We start from the raw sequence: 19,027 nt of genomic DNA on the forward strand, positions 1-19,027 counted from the left end.
ATCATGAAAATTAAAAACATATATAAGTTCTTATTTGTAGCGCTTCTAGCGTTGCAATTAAGCGGCTGCGATAATAATACAGACGCAGATCCAAAATTCGATCAAACCCCTACTGAACGTTTAAATGCCCGAATGGCTGAATTAAAAGCGGCATTACTTTCGTCGCCTGAAGGGTGGAAAGCAATCTATTTTACAGATAATACTATTTTGGGTGGTTATACTCATTTTTTCAAATTTGCTGCTGACGGTACAGTTGAAATGTCTTCTGATTTTGATGAAGATACAGACACTTATAAAAGTGAATATCAAATACAACTCGGAAGTACAGTAAGTTTAGTATTTACAACAAAAAATAGAATTCACCTTTTATCTGAATCAGACAATTATCCAATTGATGAATTAGAAGCAAAAGGATATTTAGGAGATTTTCAATTTTTGTATTACGGACAGGAAAACGGACAAATTATTTTTAAAGCCAATAGAAACGGACAAGAAATACGTTTTGTAAAGGCAACTAAAGAAGATAGAGATAATCTACCAAAGAATTTTGACACAGAGGCTAATGTGATAGGATCTGATTCAAGACCATTATTCAGGTTATTAGAAACAAATGACGGAACAACAAAACATCAGTTTGATTTTTCATTCTCACCTGTTACACGTTATGCAGCAGCTAATTCTATAGAAACAGGTTATTCTGTAAGTTTTAATTTTGGTGTTGGTTACACGCCAACAGGAATTGAAGTAAATCCTGCAGTTGAAGTAGGAGGGCAAAAATTAAGCACTTTCGTATACAATGATGCTGATGGAAGTTTTACTGCTACAGGAACAAACGGGGTAAGTGCAACCATCAAGTATTCTGCGAAGCCACTTCTTTTAACAGATGATTATAAATTATTATTGCCACCAAGTGGTAACAATGTCTATGCTTATATTTATAATTTAACGAAACCAGAACCAGCGAATTCTCCTTTATTCCTATCGTTGTTAGCAAATGCTGAGGCAGCTGCAGGTACAGGTCTATTGATTCAGAGAATACAGCCATGGTTTAATAATGCAGACGGAACAAATTATATAGAATATAGATTTGCTGCTGTTTCAAATCCAACTGTAGTAGTCGCCAGAAGATATCATTATTTCACCATAACAGGAGATGCTGTAAATAAAACAGTTACTTTAACTCCAGGTGTCTGGAAAGCTACTGCAACAGCAGCCGCTCCGGCAATAGCAACACCAACTTTCTTGAAAGCGTTAGATGATGAATTTATGAATCCACAAGGATTATATTTTGCTAAAACACCAGTTTCAGGTTATACAGCTTATACGTTTACAAGTACAACAACTCCTTTTAGAATGGTTGCGTACTCATTCCAATAATAGTTTTAGTTTTAATTTTTATTTTGAAGAAAAGGCAGCTCAATTTTTGAGCTGCTTTTTTGGATAAAATTTTTGAAACAATAAATTAACCTTAAATTTTAGAAAGTATGATTAAAAAGTATATCACACAAACAAATATCACTTTGTTTTTATGGGGTCCAATACTCATGGCTATATCATGGTTCTATCCAGATTATGCAAGATATTATTTATATCTCTCCATAATAGTACTCCTTTTAGTCATGGTTTTTAAAATAATAAAACAAAGAAAAGATGACAAACTAAATGATACAAGAGAGTTTCAAGCATCTATTTATAAAATGTTTTTTATGGTGGTAGTAGCGTTAATAGTTTTCTTTTTTATAACGAAGCAAAATCATATATAAGTCATTGTTAGTTATCTTTTTTTATTTTAAAGAAAAGGCATTTCAGTTTTTAATTATATTTTTTTTTAAGATTTTACCGAATAAAAATAAATTTAATTGATAAAAAAAACAAGATTATTCGTATATTTTTAATATATTTGGCTAGTTATTAACAACTAAAAAAAAATATATTATGAAAAGATTAAGAAATGTAATTTATCATTTTTCTTTAAATCAAATGAATCTCAAATTATGTATATTCGGATCTATCACGGCGTTAATTATGATAGTCTTTTATTCATGTTCAACTGAAGATGCATCTGTAAATAAACCAGGAAATACCACAACTAAAAAACAATCAGAAAAAACTAAAAGTTTAGATAAATTAGGAATTATTATTTCTGATAATACTGAAGAGAATGTAATTTCATTTTCAGAAGAAATCTTTACCAATTTTGGAAGTTTAGATGTAGCATTAAATAAAAATTCCAAGGTAAACTTTAATGCAAATACAATGCAAATGCTGAATTCTGCAACCAATGAAAATGACTTAAAAAATGTTTTTGCTAATGCAGGAATATCAAACACGCAGGAAATTATTACAATTCTAAAAAATATTGTTGAGACTCAACAAGCTTTTATATTACAAAACCCAGACTTTTATAACTTGACAATAGAAGAACAAACAATATTATTGAATGCAAGTGTTGAAGTATATATTAATTCAAATCCACCTGGTGGTTTAGTTGGTAGTAATAATTGTGCTAGGACTTTTAATAAAACAATAAATAGATGTGCAAGTGATTTCGGAGTTTGTGCAGTATTTGCCGTTGCTGGAGCATATGGTGGAATAGTGCCAGGTTTATTGGGAGCAGCGTATTGTATGGCAACTAAATTAAGTTGCGATGGAAGAGCAAAAGAAGATTATAGAGAATGCCTTGTCGAACCAGTATCTCCTGACGGACCTCCCCCTGTAACTGGAGAGTTAACGATACATTGCACTGATAGGTGGTCGTCAACAGTTGATAGTTGTTGGACAACAGATTCTAATGGTAAGTATGTTGGAAGAATAAATTAATTTTAAATTTTAAAAGTGTAATAATGAGAAATAGTAAAGAAATAAATATTATTCTTCTTTTATGGGGCTTAGTATTTGTCGTTATATCAGTATTTTTCACAGAATATGTAAGATATTTTTATTACCTCTCCATATTAATATTCATTCCAATAATGATTTTAAATATGATAAAACAGAGAAAAGAAGATAAACTTAATGGTACAACAATATTTAAAGCATCTATTTATAGAATGTTGATCATGGCGGCAGTATTGCTAGCTTTCTTTTTTATAACGAAACAAAATCATATATAAGTTATTGTTAGTTCCTATTTTTATTTTGAAGAAAAGCAACTCAAAAGAGTTGCTTTTCTTGATTTTAGAAAATATTTGCTAGTAAGAGTTTTTACTGATATTTAAAAATTCTCGTTTTTAAAAGCTTTTTTATACTTAGGAACTCAGTATCTCAGAAACTTATCCTCTTTGTTACTATGAACCTTTGCAACTTTGAACCTTTTTACATTTGCTATTTTTTTAAAAAGGGAATTGTCATATATTTGACGTGTCATTCAAAGCCCCCGAATGAACCAATCTTCTGCGGTTGTTTTTAATTACAGGAAGGAGGAAGAATAAAAATAAAAATAAAATTAATTTTTTAATATGAAATTACTAGAAGGAAAAGTTGCCATTATTACGGGCGCTAGTCGTGGAATTGGGAAAGGAATTGCTGAAGTTTTTGCTAAACACGGTGCAAATGTTGCATTTACATACAGTTCATCTGCAGCTTCTGCAGAAGCTTTAGAAGCAGAATTGAACAGTTTAGGGGTTAAAGCTAAAGGTTACCAATCAAATGCGGCCGATTTTAATGAAGCACAAACTTTTGTAGAAGCTGTTTTAGCTGATTTTGGAACTGTTGATATCTTAATCAACAACGCCGGAATTACAAAAGATAATTTATTAATGCGTATGTCTGAAGCTGATTTTGACCAGGTTATCGATGTTAACCTGAAATCAGTTTTTAATATGACAAAAGCAATTCAAAAAACTTTTCTTAAGCAACGTGCCGGTTCTATTATCAATATTAGTTCTGTAGTTGGGGTTTCAGGAAATGCAGGCCAAACTAATTATGCTGCATCAAAAGCTGGTGCAATCGGTTTTACAAAATCAGTAGCATTAGAATTGGGTTCACGTAATATTCGTTGCAACGCAATCGCTCCCGGATTTATTGAAACAGAAATGACTGCAAAATTATCTGAAGATGTAGTAAACGGTTGGAGAGAAGGAATTCCGTTAAAACGTGGCGGAACTACTGAAGATGTTGCCAATGCATGTCTTTTCCTGGCTTCAGATATGAGTGCTTACATTACAGGACAAGTACTAAATGTTTGCGGAGGAATGCTAACCTAAGGTACTCTCCCGAAGTTTCGGGACTAAGTTGCAAAGGTTCAAAGGTTTTTTGAAATCTTTGAATTGTTAAATCTTCCAATTATTAAATAAATATGACTACAAACACGATTTTATTATTATTACTTTCTTTAGTAATAGCGGGTGGTTTGTCGTTTTTTCAATATTTTTTCAAAGCCAAAAACAAATCCAATGTGATTTGGTTTTTGGCTTTTTTACGTTTTTTAGCCATTTTCGGATTATTACTTTTATTGATAAATCCAATAATGACTAAAAATTCACTTGAAATTACCAAAACGCCTTTGGCTATTGCGGTAGACAATTCAAGTTCGATTACAGCATTAAAATCAGATAAAAAAGTTACTGAATTATATCAAAAACTAGTTTCAAATCCAGCATTAAAAGAAAAATTTGAAATTCAGTCGTATCAATTCGATGCTGATTTTAAAACTTCAGAACAATTTGATTTTAAAGGAAAGCAAACCAATTTAGATGAAGTTGCGAAGAATTTAAAAAGCATCAACAAAAATCTGATTTTTCCAACGGTCATAATTACTGATGGAAATCAAACTACAGGAAACGATTATGTATATCGTTTTGATCCTGTTAATAAAGTTTATCCTTTGGTTGTGGGAGATACAACCACGTTTTTTGATTTAAAAATCAATCAGCTTAATGTAAATAAATACGCTTTTCATAAAAATAAATTCCCCGTTGAAGTTTTTCTGCAATATGCCGGAGATAAAAATACAACAGCTAATTTTACCATTTCGCAAGGAAACACGGTTGTAGCAAAAGAAAATGTTTCATTTTCTCCATCGAAAAAAACAGCAACCTTAAATCTGCTTTTACCTGCTGATAAAGTTGGTTTACAGATTTTTAAAGCCAGTATTTCTTCAAATCTAAAAGAGAAAAACAGTTACAATAATATCAAGAATTTTGCTGTCGAAATTATAGATCAAAAATCAACAATTGCAATAGTTTCGGCTATAAACCATCCTGATATTGCGGCATTAAAACGTTCTATAGAAGTCAATGCACAACGTAAAGTGATTTTGGTGAAACCAAATGGACTTAATTTATTGCAAGAAGCTTCGGTTTTAGTTTTATATCAGCCAAATACGGCGTTCAAAGCTATTTTTGATAATAATAAACTGGCAGGAACAAATACTTTTATAATAACAGGAAACAGTACCGATTTTAATTTTCTGAACCAACAGCAGAATAATCTGGTATTTAAAATGAGCAATCAAATTGAAGATTATTTAACTGAATTTCAGCCTCAGTTTAATTTGTTTGCTATAGATAATATCGGTTTTGAAAATTTTCCACCATTGCAAAATTTATTCGGAACCATTTCTACAAACGGAAATGTGTCAGTTTTGCTTTCGTCGAAAATTAGAAACGTTTCTACAAATGCGCCGTTATTGGCTTTCGCCGAAAATCAAGGCAAACGTACCGCTTTTCTTTTAGGAGAAAACAGCTGGAAATGGCGCTTGCAAAGCCATATCGATAATCAGTCATTCGATAAATATGATGTTTTTGTAGATAAAATTATTCAGTATTTAGCAACAGCAACATCAAAAAAATCATTGGTAGTAACACACGAAAGTTTTTATAATTCAGGAGAAGCCATTGTTATCAACGCGCAATATTTCAATAAAAACTATGAGTTTGACGAAAAAGCAAGATTAACAATTACCGTTACAAACGCAGCAACTAAACAAACGAAAAACTACGATTTATTAAAAGGAAATAATTCTTTCTCCGTAAATTTAGACGGATTAACGGCCGGAAAATATAATTTCTCAGTAAAAGAATTAAACTCAAACACTTCATATTCGAGTCATTTTGAAATTTTAGATTTTGATATCGAAAAACAATTTGTAAATCCTGACGTTTTAAAACTAAAACAATTAGCATTACAAACCAACGGAAAAGCTTTCTTTGAAAATCAAACTGATGAATTGATTCAGCAGCTTTTAGAAAATAAAGAATACAAATCAATAGAAAAAAATATCTCAACAAAAACTCCTTTAATTGATTGGGTTTGGTTATTGATTTTAATTGCTATTTTATTAACTACAGAATGGTTTGTTAGAAAGTATAATGGGTTACTTTAAGTAGTTGCAAAGGTTCATAGGTACAAAGGCTCAAAGTTTTGTAACTTGAAACTTTAAACTTGAAACAAAAATCACTTATAAAATGGACTTCAGGCTAAAAGTATTTTACACCGTTGCGCTCCGCCTTAACTTTACTAAAGCGGCAACAGAATTGTATATTACGCAGCCAGCAGTTTCGAAACATATTCAGGAACTTGAAGAAACCTATAAAACAAAACTTTTCGAACGAAACGGTTCTAAAATTGTTTTAACTCCAGCCGGAGAAATTCTGCTAAAACATACCAAAAAAATCTTCGAAATTTATCGTGAAATCGATTTTGACATGAGCTCATTCATCAGCGAACGTCAAGGTTTATTAAGGTTGGGGACAAGTACAACAATTTCTCAGTATATTATTTCGCCGGTTTTAGCAAAATTTCATCAAAAGCAAAAAGAGATAAAGGTCAATTTGTTGAATGGAAATACAGAACAAATCGAAAACGCTTTGCTCAATAAAGAAATAGAAATTGGAATTGTCGAAGGACAATCTAAAAATCAATCTATTAAATATGTACAGTTTTTAAAAGACGAATTGGTTTTAGTTTGTAACAGTAATAATCCTTTAGCAAAACAAAATGAAATTTCGCTTGATGATTTAAAATCACTACAATTTATAACAAGAGAACGTGGTTCAGGAACACTTGAAGTTATAGAATATGCTTTAAAACAAGTTGGCGTAAAATTTTCAGATTTACAAATCGAAATGCAATTAGGTAGTACGGGAAGCATAAAATCATATCTCTTAAATTCAGATTGTTTTGCCTTTATGTCTATACATACAGTAGAAAAAGAACTTAAAAACAACGAATTGATTGTTTTAGATGTAGAGAATTTGTCTATCGAAAGATACTTTTACATTATAACATTACTCGGAAAATCAGATCCGTTATCAGAGTTGTTTATCCAAAATATTTCAGCTTACTATAACCTGAAGTTATAGTCGATTGTAATTTACAATTGGCGATTTCAATATAAAGACCAGACCTTTGTAAGGTAATATTTAAGTACCTTATTTTGAAAACGCAACAACATTCAGCAACACATTTATTAGAAGTTAACCTTTATTTTCAGCAAGCCATTTTTGCTTTGGTTATTGTTTTGTGCTTGTTTTCGATTATTTCGCCACCAATTGCTTTATTATTAGGCGTTTTGATTGTGAATATTTTCGGAAATCCGTTTGTTACATTCAATAGCAAAGCGATTACTTTTCTATTGCAATTTTCGGTAGTAGGTTTAGGATTTGGAATGAATGCAACATCAGCAATTTCAGCAGGAAAAGAAGGTTTTTTACTGACTATATTTTCTATTTTCAGCACCTTAATTTTTGGAACACTTTTAGGAAAATGGCTTAAAACTGATAAAAAAACTTCGCATTTAATTTCGTGTGGAACTGCAATTTGTGGAGGAAGTGCCATTGCAGCTATTTCCCCGGTAATAAAATCAAATGAAAACCAAACTTCGATTGCTTTGGGAGTTATTTTTGTGTTGAATTCTATCGCATTATTTGCTTTCCCGTTTATAGGCCATCAACTTGATCTTTCTCAAAAAGAATTTGGTTTGTGGTGCGCTATTGCCATTCACGATACAAGTTCTGTGGTTGGTGCCGCCAATAAATACGGAGCCGAAGCGTTGCAAATTGCAACAACAGTAAAACTAGCCAGAGCTTTATGGATTATTCCGATCTCACTTTTGACAGCAGCAATTTTCAAAAAACAACAAGGAAGCACCGGAACAAAAATAAAAATCCCATACTTTATTGGTTTGTTTATTTTGGCAATGCTTTTCAATACCTATTTGCCTGCAACAGCGATTATATCTCCGGCAATTGTTAGTATTGCTAAAATTGGTTTAACAATAACATTGTTTCTAATTGGAGCAACATTAAATATTAATACTTTAAAATCAGTAGGAGTAAAGCCTTTATTGCAAGGTGTTTTCCTTTGGATATTTATTGCCGGATTGAGTTTAATTTCGATTATTTATCTCAACTAAGATCTATTTTATATTTGAGAATTTCACAACAGGTTTGCCTACAATGTTATAGCGTTTTCCTTTAAATGAAAATCGTCGTTCAATTACAAAATTAAATTGCTTTTTAGTTTTACCCATTTGTGCAATTTCACTTGGCAAATCTACTTCATAATCATCTTCAGTGCCTTTTGCCTTTTTATAAGAACCAGTTGTTGTAATGACAAAATCACGGAAAAACTTTTTGTTATTATCATTAACGACAGTATAAGAACTTGACCATTCTGAACTTACACTATTAAAAAGACTATAATAATCAACTTCCATTAAAGGCTGGTATTTTCCATCAAAACCAACAAGAAGATAAAGATAACCGGAATAAGGAGCCCCACCGCCGCCATTGGCATGCACAAGAGTTAATGCATATTGATCTTCACCAATTTGTACCAATTTGGGAACAGGAGATTTAGCGAAAGAACCAAAAGCCTGGATAGCAGGTTGAAAAGATTTCATTTCCCAGGCATTCTCATTTTTTACAAATTTAGCAATACTCAAAAGGCCGCCCGTAAATCTGCTTGTTTGTAATCCATCAGCATCATAAACAGAATGATTAAAAACCAAAAACTTAAATTGGTTTGCTTTAGAATCAGAGTAATCAATTGTGGTAAGTAATCTTGTAGCAACACCTTCCGTATACGGAAATAATTGATCGCCTTCTTCACCATTTGCATCAACATAAGCAACAGGTTTGCAGGTTTTGCATTTCCAGCTCATAAAAGTATTATGATCCGGCATATTATATAATTTACCGGGAAACAACTTTAGCATTGTTTTTACAGGATCTAATGGTCCTTTTATCAACAATGTTCTTTTGGTATTTAAAATGGTATCGCTAACGTTTTTAAGCTGCACAATATCATCGTCTTGTGCTGAAGAAATAGAAATAAACAGAAAGAAAAAAATACTGGATAGAATTAGGCGCATATAGAAAAGTTTAAAATAAAACAGAACAAATCTACAAAGAAAGTTTAGATCTTTAGTAGAAGTAATAGTAGTTATGCGACTAGAAAAGCTAAAATTAAATTAACACAATATTTATAACTAATCCTTTGAATTATGTTTAAATAAAATAAATTTGCAGTTCAAACAAATTACAAATGAAAAATTTTAAAATGAAACCAAGACTAATCGCATTATTCGCATTAGCAATTGGTTTTTTGACATTATCCTGGGGAATCGTTGGCCACGAACGTATTAATAAAGCTGCAGTAATGGCTTTGCCGCGTCCGCTTCAGATTTTCTTTTACAATCATATCGATTTTATTACACAAGAAGCTTCTGTACCGGATATTCGTAAATATGCCTTGAATTATAAAGATGAAAATCCAAGACATTATTTTGATATGGAAAATTTTGGTTCTGCTGACAGTTTACCAAAAACCATGGAAGAAGCAAAGAAAAAATACGATGCTAAATTCCTGAACGATAACGGAATTTTACCTTGGTATATCGAAGACTTAATGGTTAAATTAACCAAAGCTTTTAAAGATAAAAATAGAGTAGAAATCTTATTTCTTGCTGCAGATCTAGGTCATTATGTTGGTGATGCACATATGCCGTTGCATACTTCTGCAAATCATGATGGACAATTAAGCGACCAAAAAGGAATTCATTCACTTTGGGAAAGCAGACTTCCTGAATTATTTGCTAAAAATTACAAATTAAATGTTCCACTGGCACATTATTATGAAGATGTTCATAAAGCAACCTGGGATATGATTAATGACACGCATAGTTTAGCTCAACCATTATTAGACATCGATAAAAAATTAAGAACTTCAACTCCTGAAAATCAGGTTTATGTTGTAGATGCTGATGGAAAAATCGTTAAAAATAAATATAATTCGGCTAAATTCTCTGATGATTATGCGGCTAAATTAAATAAAGAGCTTAACGGAATGGTTGAAAGCCAAATGAAAAAGGCAATCGTTGCAACATCTAGTTTTTGGTATACTGCCTGGGTTAATGCAGGAAAACCTGATTTAAGCGATTTAGATTCGCCATCGCTTACACAAAGAAATAACGAAGCTTTAAAGGAAGATGTAAAATTGTTTCAAAATGGAGATTTATTCGGAATGAAAAATCAAAATGATTAAATTTTTGTTTTAGATTGAAATATAAAAAAAGGCTCAAATTCATATGTGAATTTTAGCCTTTTTTTATTCCAGTTGTGTCATTTCGACGGAGGAGAAATCACATAACGTTTTTACAGTTCGTTGCTCTCTGGATGTGATTTCTCCTCCGTCGAAATGACACAAAAACCTATTGCGTTGAAACCTGAAACTAAAATAACCTGAAACAAAACCCTACATCTGATATTTCTTTTCTTTCAACATAGCCGAAGCCGTTTGATAAAACGAAATAGTTTCATTTACCAAATCAGTTCTCTCTTTTTTCATAGATTTTTGATCGTAATCAATTTGATATTCGGGAGCAACACCGGGTTTTGAATCCAGTTTTAGCTCAAATTGTTTTACCTGTTGTTTTGGAGATAAAATGGTCAGCACATTATCTTTTATCAATCCTAAATCCTGATAAGTTGCAATAAAAGCTCTTGGTTTATAATCCGTTTTAAAAACATCCTGACCAAAAAACTTGCTTTGATAATCAAAATGAAGCAATCCGAAAAGCGTTGGCATAATATCAATTTGCGACATCAGTTTATTAAATTTTTCCGGTTTTCCATTTGGAGTATAAATAAAAGCAGGAATTCTGTATTTATCCATTGGTAACTCAGTTTTTCCGGCGCTCGACGCACAATGATCGGCAACAATTACAAAAACAGTATTTTTAAACCATGGCTGTTTGCTGGCCATTGCAAAGAATTTTCTTAAAGCATAATCAGTGTATTTTACACCACCATCGCGCGATTTTATATCACCCGGAATATCAATTTTATTGTTAGGATACGTAAAAGGCCTGTGATTACTCACCGTCATAATATGATTAAAGAAAGGTCGGTTTTGTTTGGCCTCAACATTCATAACCTTAATTGCTTTATAATACATATCTTCATCACAAACGCCCCAAACATTAGAAAATGAAATTTCACTCGGAGCAAAACTTGATTTATCAATAATCTGATAACCGTTTCCAGAATAAAAATCCTGCATATTATCAAAAAAAGCATCACCGCCGTACATAAACTTTACGTTATATCCTTTCTGTTTAAAAATAGCGCCCGTTGAAAATTTGTTTTTATTATCTTCTCTTTTTACAACACTTTCTCCTGCAGTTGGAGGCAAAGATAAAGTTACAGCTTCAAGGCCACGAACAGTGCGGTTTCCTGCAGCATACAAATTAGTAAATTGTAAACTTTGTTGAGCTAAACTATCTAAAAAAGGAGTTATATTTTGTTCATTTCCATAAGCTTTCATAAATTCTGCACTGTAGCTTTCGATCGTAATCAAAACCACATTTTTATGATTTTCTGTTGAATCACTTTCAATTTTTCTGCTTGTATTTTCGCCGGAAATGGTTGGAAATTGCTGTTTCAAAATCGCAAAAGCCTCTTTATTTGGCAGTGTTTTGTAGAATTTAAAATAATCTAATTTGTTATTTTCAAAAGCCAAATAAAACTTATACAATCCATTAGACTGTAATTCATTCACAAAAACATTTTTAGAATTTTCTGTTTTAGCCAAAGTAGGAACTACAACTAATGAAACTATAAATAATGCTATATAAAGTGCAGAAATCTTTAGTTTTCCTTTGAAGGTTGGGATATCATCAATATAACTTTTAGAATTTTTCAGAATAAAATAAGTTACAATTCCCGTTACCAGAAACAAAGCCGAAAATATAGGAATTACAGGATAAGACTGCATAATGTTTCCGATAACTTCATTCGTATAAATCAGGTAGTTTACTGCAATGAAATTATATTTTACACCAAATTCATTCCAAAAGAAATACTCACTTAAACCGTTTTGCAGAATCAATAAAACATACAAAAACATAACAAAAGCAAATAACCAATATCTTATTTTGTCTCTTAATTTTGGAAGAAAAAGTAAAAGTGAAAACAAAACCGTTTTGATTCCGATAAAAATTAAAACAATCCTGGGCAAAGCGCCGCCGTATTCGTCAAGAATACTTTTTCCGGAAGCCACATAAGCGAATAAAGCTATAAAAGCGCCTAAAATAATATAACCGTATGGTTTGTTGTATTTAGAATTAGAGATAAAAATCAGATATAACCACAAAAAAACTGCAGCAAGAATAAAGACAAAAAAGTCTGAAACAAGCCCTAAAATAAAGATTTTTAAACTTTCAATAAAAGTAAAAGAACTTTGTGTAATAGGATGAAAAAACAAAACAACTCTTAATATAAAACTGATAATAAAGTAAAATACGCCAAGATTGTAAAAAGGAGAAAGTTTCTTGTAAAATGTCATGGTATTAATTTTTTTACAAAATTAGTTCCGATTGATTAATAGGAGATTAAGATAAACCTTTACATTACTTAGGGTTAACTTAATATTTACTTAAGATGGAGGTGTTTTTTCTGTTGTAATGATTTTAAAATATTTTATCTTTGAAACTATAATCAGAGATCAAATCTTAATTAAATAATATGATATGCATATTTTAATAGTCGAAGATGAGTTAGGAATCATTCAGTTTTTGCAACAAGGTTTGCAGGAAGAAGGATATCAGGTGACGACAGCCAATGATGGTTCAAAAGGATTTGAATTAACTCAAAATCAACAATTTGATTTAATTTTATTAGATTGGATGCTGCCGAAAATAAACGGTTTGGATTTATGCAAAGCCATTAGAATTAAGGATCAGCTAACTCCAATTATATTTTTAACGGCAAAAGATACTGTTCAGGAAACCATTGAAGGCTTAAAAGCCGGAGCCAATGATTATATCAAAAAACCTTTTAGTTTTGAAGAACTTGCAGAACGCATTAAAATTCATTTTAGAAAACATAAAGGATCAGAAACACTCACTTTAGGAAACATTAAAATTGATTTATCAAAATATATTGTTTTAAAAAATAATGAAGAAGTTCCTTTAACACACAGAGAATTTGAATTGTTAACGTATTTAATTCGGAACAAAGGCAAAGTCTGTTCCCGAAACGATATCTTAAGAGATGTTTGGGATATTAATTTTGAGTATGATACAGGCGTGATTGATGTATTTATGAACGCCATCAGAAAAAAACTCAATTTAAAAATTGAAGAAGATTATATAAAAACAATTCGCGGTGTAGGATACATTGCTAACGACTAATAAATGGCACAACTTTCTTTTAAAAACAGAATTGCACTAAACTACATTATCACAACAGGTTTATTGATTTTAGTAGTTTTCTTTGCTATTTATGCCATCGTAAAACTCTCTGTTTACAGTCGCATTGATGAAGACATTAAGGTTGAAGTTCAAAATCATTTTAAAGAAATTAAAATTGTAAACGGTGTCGTAATTTTAGTTGATAAAGAAGAGTGGGAAGAACGCGAGCATAATACCGTTACTATAAATCCTGTTTTTGTTCAGTTTTTAGATACGAATAAAAAAATTATAGAGAAATCACCAAACCTTAAATCAGAAACACTTGTGTTTCATGACAGTGTAGAAAACTTTGAATTGTTTGATACTAAAATAGGCAGTAATACAATAAGGCAAATTCAGGTTCCGCTTTCTATAAAATCTAAGAAAATAGGCTATTTGATTATCGGAATGTCCTTAACCAACTCGCGTTTAGTGCTAAACAATTTGTTTGACATTATGTGTCTTGCTTTTCCTGCGATTTTGGTCTTATTGTTTTTAATAGCACGTTTTTTTGCAGGCCGAAGCATAAAGCCTATAAATGCTATTACAAATACATCTAAAACAATTACGAAAGACAACTTAAAAACAAGAATTCCGTTGCCAAAAACACGTGACGAATTGTACACACTTTCTAAAACGATAAACAATTTATTAAACCGAATTGAAGATGCTATCGAGCGCGAAAAGCAATTTACATCAGATGCATCGCATGAATTAAGAACGCCGTTAACCGTTATTAAAGGCACACTTGAAGTATTAATTCGCAAGCCTCGTGAAACATGGGAATACGAAGAAAAAATTAATTTTTGTATTGAAGAAGTCGATCACCTAAATATGCTGGTTGATCAGCTGCTTTTACTGGCTCGTTTTGAAAATCAAAAACAAAATATTGTTCCGGAATCAATTTATTTGAATGCACTGATTCTTGATATTTTGACTTTATATTCGGATAAAATAAACAACAAGAAACTTCAGGTAAAATTTGAAGCCAAAGAAGATTTTTACATCCATTCAGATACGTATTTGATTCTGACAGTTTTGAGAAATATTATTTCAAATGCCATTAATTATACCAATACAGAAGGAGAAGTATTTATTTCACTTTTAAAAGAAAATAATAAAACAATCTGCATAATAAAAGATAACGGAATCGGGATCGATCAGGAAGATTTGGAAACGGTCTTTAATCCTTTTTACAGATCAAGATCATCAGAACATCCGGAAATTAAAGGAACAGGTTTAGGGCTTTCTATTGTAAAAAGAATTTCAGAATTACTTCATGTTAAATTCAAAATCACCAGTAAAATAGGGGAAGGAACCACGGTAATTTTAAGTTTTGATGAAAACCTGAAATCGTTATCGTAAATCGAAAGTTTGCATCAAAAAACAGCAACTTTAATTTTTTTAACAATAAACTATCGTTAAGTTAAATTAAAAATTGCTTTTTTATGAAATTAACTAGTATATTTGCAACCGAATCAAAGAATAAAACAAAAACAAATCATGATTTCAAATCAATTACATCATCATCATTTTCATTATTGCTCTCAAGCGATGTGTTAATGGTATGTGTGTAAATCATCATATTTTAAAACCCGTTTGAGTACATCAAACGGGTTTTTTTATACCTATTTCTTTGTACTCAGACTATAAACCCAAAAAACTAAAAAATGAGTACTTTAAAAATTGCAATTCAAAAATCAGGTCGTTTAAACGAAGACAGCATTCAAATTCTAAGAGATTGCGGGATTTCGATCAACAACGGAAACGATCAGTTAAAAGCTGAAGCTTCAAATTTTCCTTTAGAAGTTTTATATTTAAGAAATTCAGATATTCCACAATATTTAATTGATGGCGTTGTAGATCTTGCCATTGTTGGCGACAATCTTTTGGTAGAAAAAGGAAAACAAATAGAAGTTGTTCAGAAATTGGGATTCTCAAAATGCAAAGTTTCTGTAGCCGTTCCTAAAACTTTCGAATACAATTCTATTCAGGATTTAGCCGGTTTACGAATTGCCACTTCTTACCCAAACACGGTTAACGAATATTTTGATTCATTTGGATTAAAAGTTGACATTCACCAAATTTCAGGTTCTGTAGAAATCGCACCAAATATTGGCCTTGCCGACGCTATTGTAGATATTGTTTCAAGCGGAAGCACTTTATTCAAAAATAATTTAAGAGAAGTTGAAGTGATCTTAAAAAGTGAAGCAGTTTTAGCCGTTTCACCAAAAGTTTCACCGGAAATTCAAAAACACATTGACACTTTAAAATTCAGAATTCAAGCCGTTTTAAGAGCAAGAAATTCAAAATATATCTTAATGAATGTGCCAAACGATAAAATTGATACAATTGGCAAAATTCTACCTGTTTTAAGAAGTTTAACCGTTTTGCCATTAGCAGAACCGGGTTGGAGCAGCGTACACTCTGTAATTGATAAAGATACATTTTGGGATGTAATAGATCAGCTAAAAGAAGCCGGAGCCGAAGGAATTTTAGTTTGCCCAATTGAAAAAATGGTTCTTTAGAGCTTTGCTCGCTTTAGGCAATAGGCTTTAAGCTATAGGCTTTTGAAAAGCATATTGCAAATCGCCTGCTTTAAGCCAAAAAAAAACACAAAGTTAATAAAGCTTACAGCCTAAAGCCTATAGCTTAAAGCATTAAAAAACACACAAGATAATAAAGCTTATAGCCTAGAGCTTAAAGCCTAAAGCATAAAAAAAAATGAATAAAATAGACAATCCAAAACCAGAAATCTGGTCAGAAATATTAAAACGACCAACCAAAACTATTGATGATATCGAAGTTACGGTAAAAGAAATTTTTAAAGAAATTCAGAAAAAAGGAGATGAAGCCGTTGCAAAATATACTTCAATCTTCGACGGAATTACTTTAGAAAATTATGAAGTTACTCCGGCAGAAATCCAGGAAGCAATTGTATTGATTTCTGATGAATTAAAAGAAGCGATTCAGTTAGCAAAATCAAATATTTATAAATTTCATACGGCTCAAAAAACTGAAAGAATTTCAGTTGAAACGATTGAAGGCGTAAATTGTTGGCAGGAAAAAAGACCAATTCAAAAAATTGGATTGTACATTCCGGGCGGAACCGCACCTTTATTTTCAACCGTTTTAATGTTGGCTGTTCCTGCTGAAATTGCAGGTTCTAAAGAAATTGTTTTGTGTTCGCCTCCGGATAAAACAGGAAAAATAAACCCTGCAATTTTGTACGCAGCAAATTTATGCGGTGTAACCAAAATATTAAAAGTAGGGGGAATTCAGGCCATTGCGGGAATGACATTTGGAACAAAATCAATTCCGAAAGTGTATAAAATTTTTGGGCCCGGAAACCAATTTGTAACGGTTGCAAAACAATTGGCAACGCAATTTGGAGTTGCAATCGATATGCCGGCCGGACCTTCAGAATTGCTGGTTGTGGCAGATGACACGGCCGTTCCTGCATTTGTAGCATCAGATTTGTTGTCGCAGGCAGAACACGGAACAGATAGTCAGGTAATTTTAGTTTCGACTTCAAGAAAATTAATTGATGCTGTAGAAAAAGAAATTCAAACTCAAATAGAAGAACTTCCAAGAAAAGAAATAGCAAAAAAAGCAATCGAAAATTCGAAATTAATTTATGTAGAAAATGATCAGATTGCTTTAGATTTAATCAACGAATACGGACCGGAACACTTTATAATTTGTTCAGAATTTGATGATTTCTATTGCAATGGAGTCGTAAATGCAGGTTCTGTTTTTATCGGGAATTACACGCCGGAAAGTGCCGGAGATTATGCTTCTGGAACAAATCATACGTTACCTACAAACGGATACGCTAAGAATTACAGCGGTGTAAATCTGGATAGTTTTATGAAATCGATGACGTTTCAGAAAATATCTGAAAAAGGAATTCAGAATATCGGAAAAGCAATTGAAATCATGGCTGAAGCTGAAGGTTTACAAGCCCATAAAAATGCAGTTACTTTGAGATTGAAGAGTTTAGAGTAAAGAGAATAGAAGCAAGAGAATAGAATAAAGAGAATAGAGGCAAGAGAATAGAAGCAAGAAGCAAGAGAAAAGAGTGTAACGTAAAATGAGAAGTCTTTTTTCTTTCATCTTGATTCTTTCTTCTTAAAAAAAGAAAAGAAATGGAATTCGATATAAATACAATAACACGTGAAAACGTAAAAACATTAAAACCGTATTCGTCTGCGCGCGATGAATTTGAGGATTTTGATACAGCCGAAATGATTTTTTTGGATGCCAATGAAAATCCCTTTCAGAATGGTGTAAACCGTTATCCGGATCCGCAGCAGAATTCGGTTAAAGCGATTTTAGGTAAAAATAATAATGTAAAATCAAGCCAGATTTTATTAGGAAACGGAAGCGATGAAGTACTTGATTTACTTTTCAGAGCTTTTTGTGAGCCAAAGATTGACAATATTATTTCGTTACCGCCAACGTACGGAATGTACAGTGTTTTGGCAAATATCAATGCTGTAGAAAACAGAGAAGTTTTACTTTCTACTGATTTTCAGCCGCAAGTAGATAAAATTTTAGATGCTGTTGATGCGAATACAAAAATCATTTTTTTATGCTCGCCAAATAATCCAACTGGAAATTCTTTCTCTGATGAAAGTGTTGTAACCTTACTTCAAAATTTTAAAGGTTTGGTTGTAATTGATGAAGCTTATATTGATTTTTCTGCTAAAGAAAGCTGGTTGACAGAAATCGATGAATATCCGAATTTAGTAATTACCCAAACACTTTCTAAAGCTTATGGTTTGGCCGGAATTCGTTTAGGAATTTGTTATGCATCAGAGGCTGTAATTTCGGTTTTAAATAAAATAAAACCGCCTTATAATGTTAATGAATTAACACAGCAAAGAGCGATTGAACGTTTGAAGGATTCAGATAAAATAAAACAAGAAATAGCTTCGATTATTGAACAAAGAGAAGAATTGCTTAAAGTTTTGCTTGATATTAGTTTTGTAGAAAAAGTATATCCAACAGAAGCTAATTTTGTTTTAGTAAAAGTAGATGATGCCAATAAAAGATATGATGAATTAATTGCAAAAGGAATTGTAATTCGTAACAGAACAACTCAGCCTTTATGCGAAAATTGCCTGCGTTTTACAATTGGAATTCCGGAAGAAAATGCAGTTTTGATTAAAGAACTGAAGTTGTTGAAGTAAAAGTTTAATCGCAAAGTTCGCTAAGAATTACGCTAAGTAACAAAGTTTTTTGCCACGAATTTCACGAATTAACACGAATTAAATTAGCGAAAATTTGTGAAATTCGTGGCAAAACAAAAAAGATCTCGAAAACCGTTTTTGCGTGAGGGATAGAGGC

The 19,027-nt window shown here is 31.7% G+C and carries 15 protein-coding genes; 13 read left to right on the forward strand and 2 right to left on the reverse strand.

From position 1 onward, the window contains the following. Window positions 1-3 precede the first annotated feature (3 nt). The 7 genes from GKZ86_RS05395 (at window position 4) to GKZ86_RS05425 (ending at window position 8,356) form a co-directional block, all read left to right on the forward strand. Complete coding sequence (locus GKZ86_RS05395; protein ID WP_154782081.1) at window positions 4-1,377, forward strand: DUF4302 domain-containing protein; 1,374 nt, start codon at window positions 4-6, stop codon at window positions 1,375-1,377. 558 nt (window positions 1,378-1,935) lie between these two features. Continuing rightward, a complete protein-coding gene (locus tag GKZ86_RS05400) occupies window positions 1,936-2,820 on the forward strand; it encodes a hypothetical protein (protein WP_154782082.1) in 885 nt (294 codons plus the stop codon). A 23-nt stretch (window positions 2,821-2,843) separates the two neighbouring features. Further along, window positions 2,844-3,113: a hypothetical protein gene (locus GKZ86_RS05405; RefSeq protein ID WP_154782083.1), complete on the forward strand. Its 270-nt coding sequence runs from the start codon at window positions 2,844-2,846 to the stop codon at window positions 3,111-3,113. A 345-nt stretch (window positions 3,114-3,458) separates the two neighbouring features. Then, a complete protein-coding gene (fabG, locus tag GKZ86_RS05410) occupies window positions 3,459-4,205 on the forward strand; it encodes a 3-oxoacyl-[acyl-carrier-protein] reductase (protein ID WP_154782084.1) in 747 nt (248 codons plus the stop codon). 92 nt (window positions 4,206-4,297) lie between these two features. Then, entirely contained in the window at window positions 4,298-6,325 is a 2,028-nt protein-coding gene (locus GKZ86_RS05415) for a hypothetical protein (protein WP_154782085.1), read from the forward strand. 82 nt (window positions 6,326-6,407) lie between these two features. Beyond that, window positions 6,408-7,304 (forward strand): LysR family transcriptional regulator, encoded by an 897-nt coding sequence (locus GKZ86_RS05420; protein ID WP_154782086.1) that lies wholly within the window; start codon window positions 6,408-6,410, stop codon window positions 7,302-7,304. 74 nt (window positions 7,305-7,378) lie between these two features. Further along, window positions 7,379-8,356, forward strand: a complete 978-nt coding sequence (locus tag GKZ86_RS05425) for a YeiH family protein (RefSeq protein WP_154782087.1) — start codon at window positions 7,379-7,381, stop codon at window positions 8,354-8,356. 3 nt (window positions 8,357-8,359) lie between these two features. Here the strand turns inward: GKZ86_RS05425 and GKZ86_RS05430 are convergent, their stop codons facing one another. Next, a complete protein-coding gene (locus GKZ86_RS05430) occupies window positions 8,360-9,316 on the reverse strand; it encodes a hypothetical protein (RefSeq protein ID WP_154782088.1) in 957 nt (318 codons plus the stop codon). Window positions 9,317-9,489: 173 nt separating this feature from the next. Between GKZ86_RS05430 and GKZ86_RS05435 the strand changes: the two genes are divergently transcribed. Then, complete coding sequence (locus GKZ86_RS05435) at window positions 9,490-10,488, forward strand: zinc dependent phospholipase C family protein (protein ID WP_154782089.1); 999 nt, start codon at window positions 9,490-9,492, stop codon at window positions 10,486-10,488. Between the two features lie 210 nt (window positions 10,489-10,698). On the opposite strand, the gene GKZ86_RS05440 is transcribed toward GKZ86_RS05435, so the two are convergent. Then, window positions 10,699-12,789 carry an LTA synthase family protein gene (locus GKZ86_RS05440; protein WP_154782090.1) on the reverse strand — a complete coding sequence of 697 codons (2,091 nt, stop codon included), beginning with the start codon at window positions 12,787-12,789 and terminating at the stop codon, window positions 10,699-10,701. 184 nt (window positions 12,790-12,973) lie between these two features. On the opposite strand from GKZ86_RS05440, the gene GKZ86_RS05445 reads away from it, so the two are divergent. The 5 genes from GKZ86_RS05445 to hisC all read left to right on the forward strand — a co-directional run bounded on the left by GKZ86_RS05445 (window position 12,974) and on the right by hisC (window position 18,870). Beyond that, window positions 12,974-13,636, forward strand: a complete 663-nt coding sequence (locus tag GKZ86_RS05445; RefSeq protein WP_154782091.1) for a response regulator transcription factor — start codon at window positions 12,974-12,976, stop codon at window positions 13,634-13,636. 3 nt (window positions 13,637-13,639) lie between these two features. After that, complete coding sequence (locus tag GKZ86_RS05450; RefSeq protein ID WP_154782092.1) at window positions 13,640-15,040, forward strand: cell wall metabolism sensor histidine kinase WalK; 1,401 nt, start codon at window positions 13,640-13,642, stop codon at window positions 15,038-15,040. Window positions 15,041-15,345: 305 nt separating this feature from the next. Continuing rightward, complete coding sequence (gene hisG, locus GKZ86_RS05455; protein WP_154782093.1) at window positions 15,346-16,203, forward strand: ATP phosphoribosyltransferase; 858 nt, start codon at window positions 15,346-15,348, stop codon at window positions 16,201-16,203. A gap of 196 nt (window positions 16,204-16,399) precedes the next feature. Then, on the forward strand, window positions 16,400-17,683 hold the full coding sequence (hisD, locus tag GKZ86_RS05460) for a histidinol dehydrogenase (protein ID WP_154782094.1): 1,284 nt from the start codon (window positions 16,400-16,402) through the stop codon (window positions 17,681-17,683). Between the two features lie 140 nt (window positions 17,684-17,823). Further along, a complete protein-coding gene (gene hisC, locus GKZ86_RS05465) occupies window positions 17,824-18,870 on the forward strand; it encodes a histidinol-phosphate transaminase (protein WP_154782095.1) in 1,047 nt (348 codons plus the stop codon). The last annotated feature ends 157 nt before the right edge of the window (window positions 18,871-19,027 follow it).

The sequence above is a fragment of the Flavobacterium sp. LC2016-13 genome, from assembly GCF_009707955.1.
In the GTDB taxonomy this organism is placed as follows: Bacteria; Bacteroidota; Bacteroidia; order Flavobacteriales; family Flavobacteriaceae; genus Flavobacterium.

Bases quoted from the DNA above. Each gene is read 5' to 3' on its own strand.
- GKZ86_RS05395 (WP_154782081.1), top strand. From the start codon at position 4: ATGAAAATTAAAAACATATATAAGTTCTTATTTGTAGCGCTTCTAGCG.
- GKZ86_RS05400 (WP_154782082.1), top strand. From the start codon at position 1,936: ATGAAAAGATTAAGAAATGTAATTTATCATTTTTCTTTAAATCAAATG.
- GKZ86_RS05405 (WP_154782083.1), top strand. From the start codon at position 2,844: ATGAGAAATAGTAAAGAAATAAATATTATTCTTCTTTTATGGGGCTTA.
- fabG (WP_154782084.1), top strand. From the start codon at position 3,459: ATGAAATTACTAGAAGGAAAAGTTGCCATTATTACGGGCGCTAGTCGT.
- GKZ86_RS05415 (WP_154782085.1), top strand. From the start codon at position 4,298: ATGACTACAAACACGATTTTATTATTATTACTTTCTTTAGTAATAGCG.
- GKZ86_RS05420 (WP_154782086.1), top strand. From the start codon at position 6,408: ATGGACTTCAGGCTAAAAGTATTTTACACCGTTGCGCTCCGCCTTAAC.
- GKZ86_RS05430 (WP_154782088.1), bottom strand. From the start codon at position 9,316: ATGCGCCTAATTCTATCCAGTATTTTTTTCTTTCTGTTTATTTCTATT.
- GKZ86_RS05435 (WP_154782089.1), top strand. From the start codon at position 9,490: ATGAAAAATTTTAAAATGAAACCAAGACTAATCGCATTATTCGCATTA.
- GKZ86_RS05440 (WP_154782090.1), bottom strand. From the start codon at position 12,789: ATGACATTTTACAAGAAACTTTCTCCTTTTTACAATCTTGGCGTATTT.
- GKZ86_RS05445 (WP_154782091.1), top strand. From the start codon at position 12,974: ATGCATATTTTAATAGTCGAAGATGAGTTAGGAATCATTCAGTTTTTG.
- GKZ86_RS05450 (WP_154782092.1), top strand. From the start codon at position 13,640: ATGGCACAACTTTCTTTTAAAAACAGAATTGCACTAAACTACATTATC.
- hisG (WP_154782093.1), top strand. From the start codon at position 15,346: ATGAGTACTTTAAAAATTGCAATTCAAAAATCAGGTCGTTTAAACGAA.
- hisD (WP_154782094.1), top strand. From the start codon at position 16,400: ATGAATAAAATAGACAATCCAAAACCAGAAATCTGGTCAGAAATATTA.
- hisC (WP_154782095.1), top strand. From the start codon at position 17,824: ATGGAATTCGATATAAATACAATAACACGTGAAAACGTAAAAACATTA.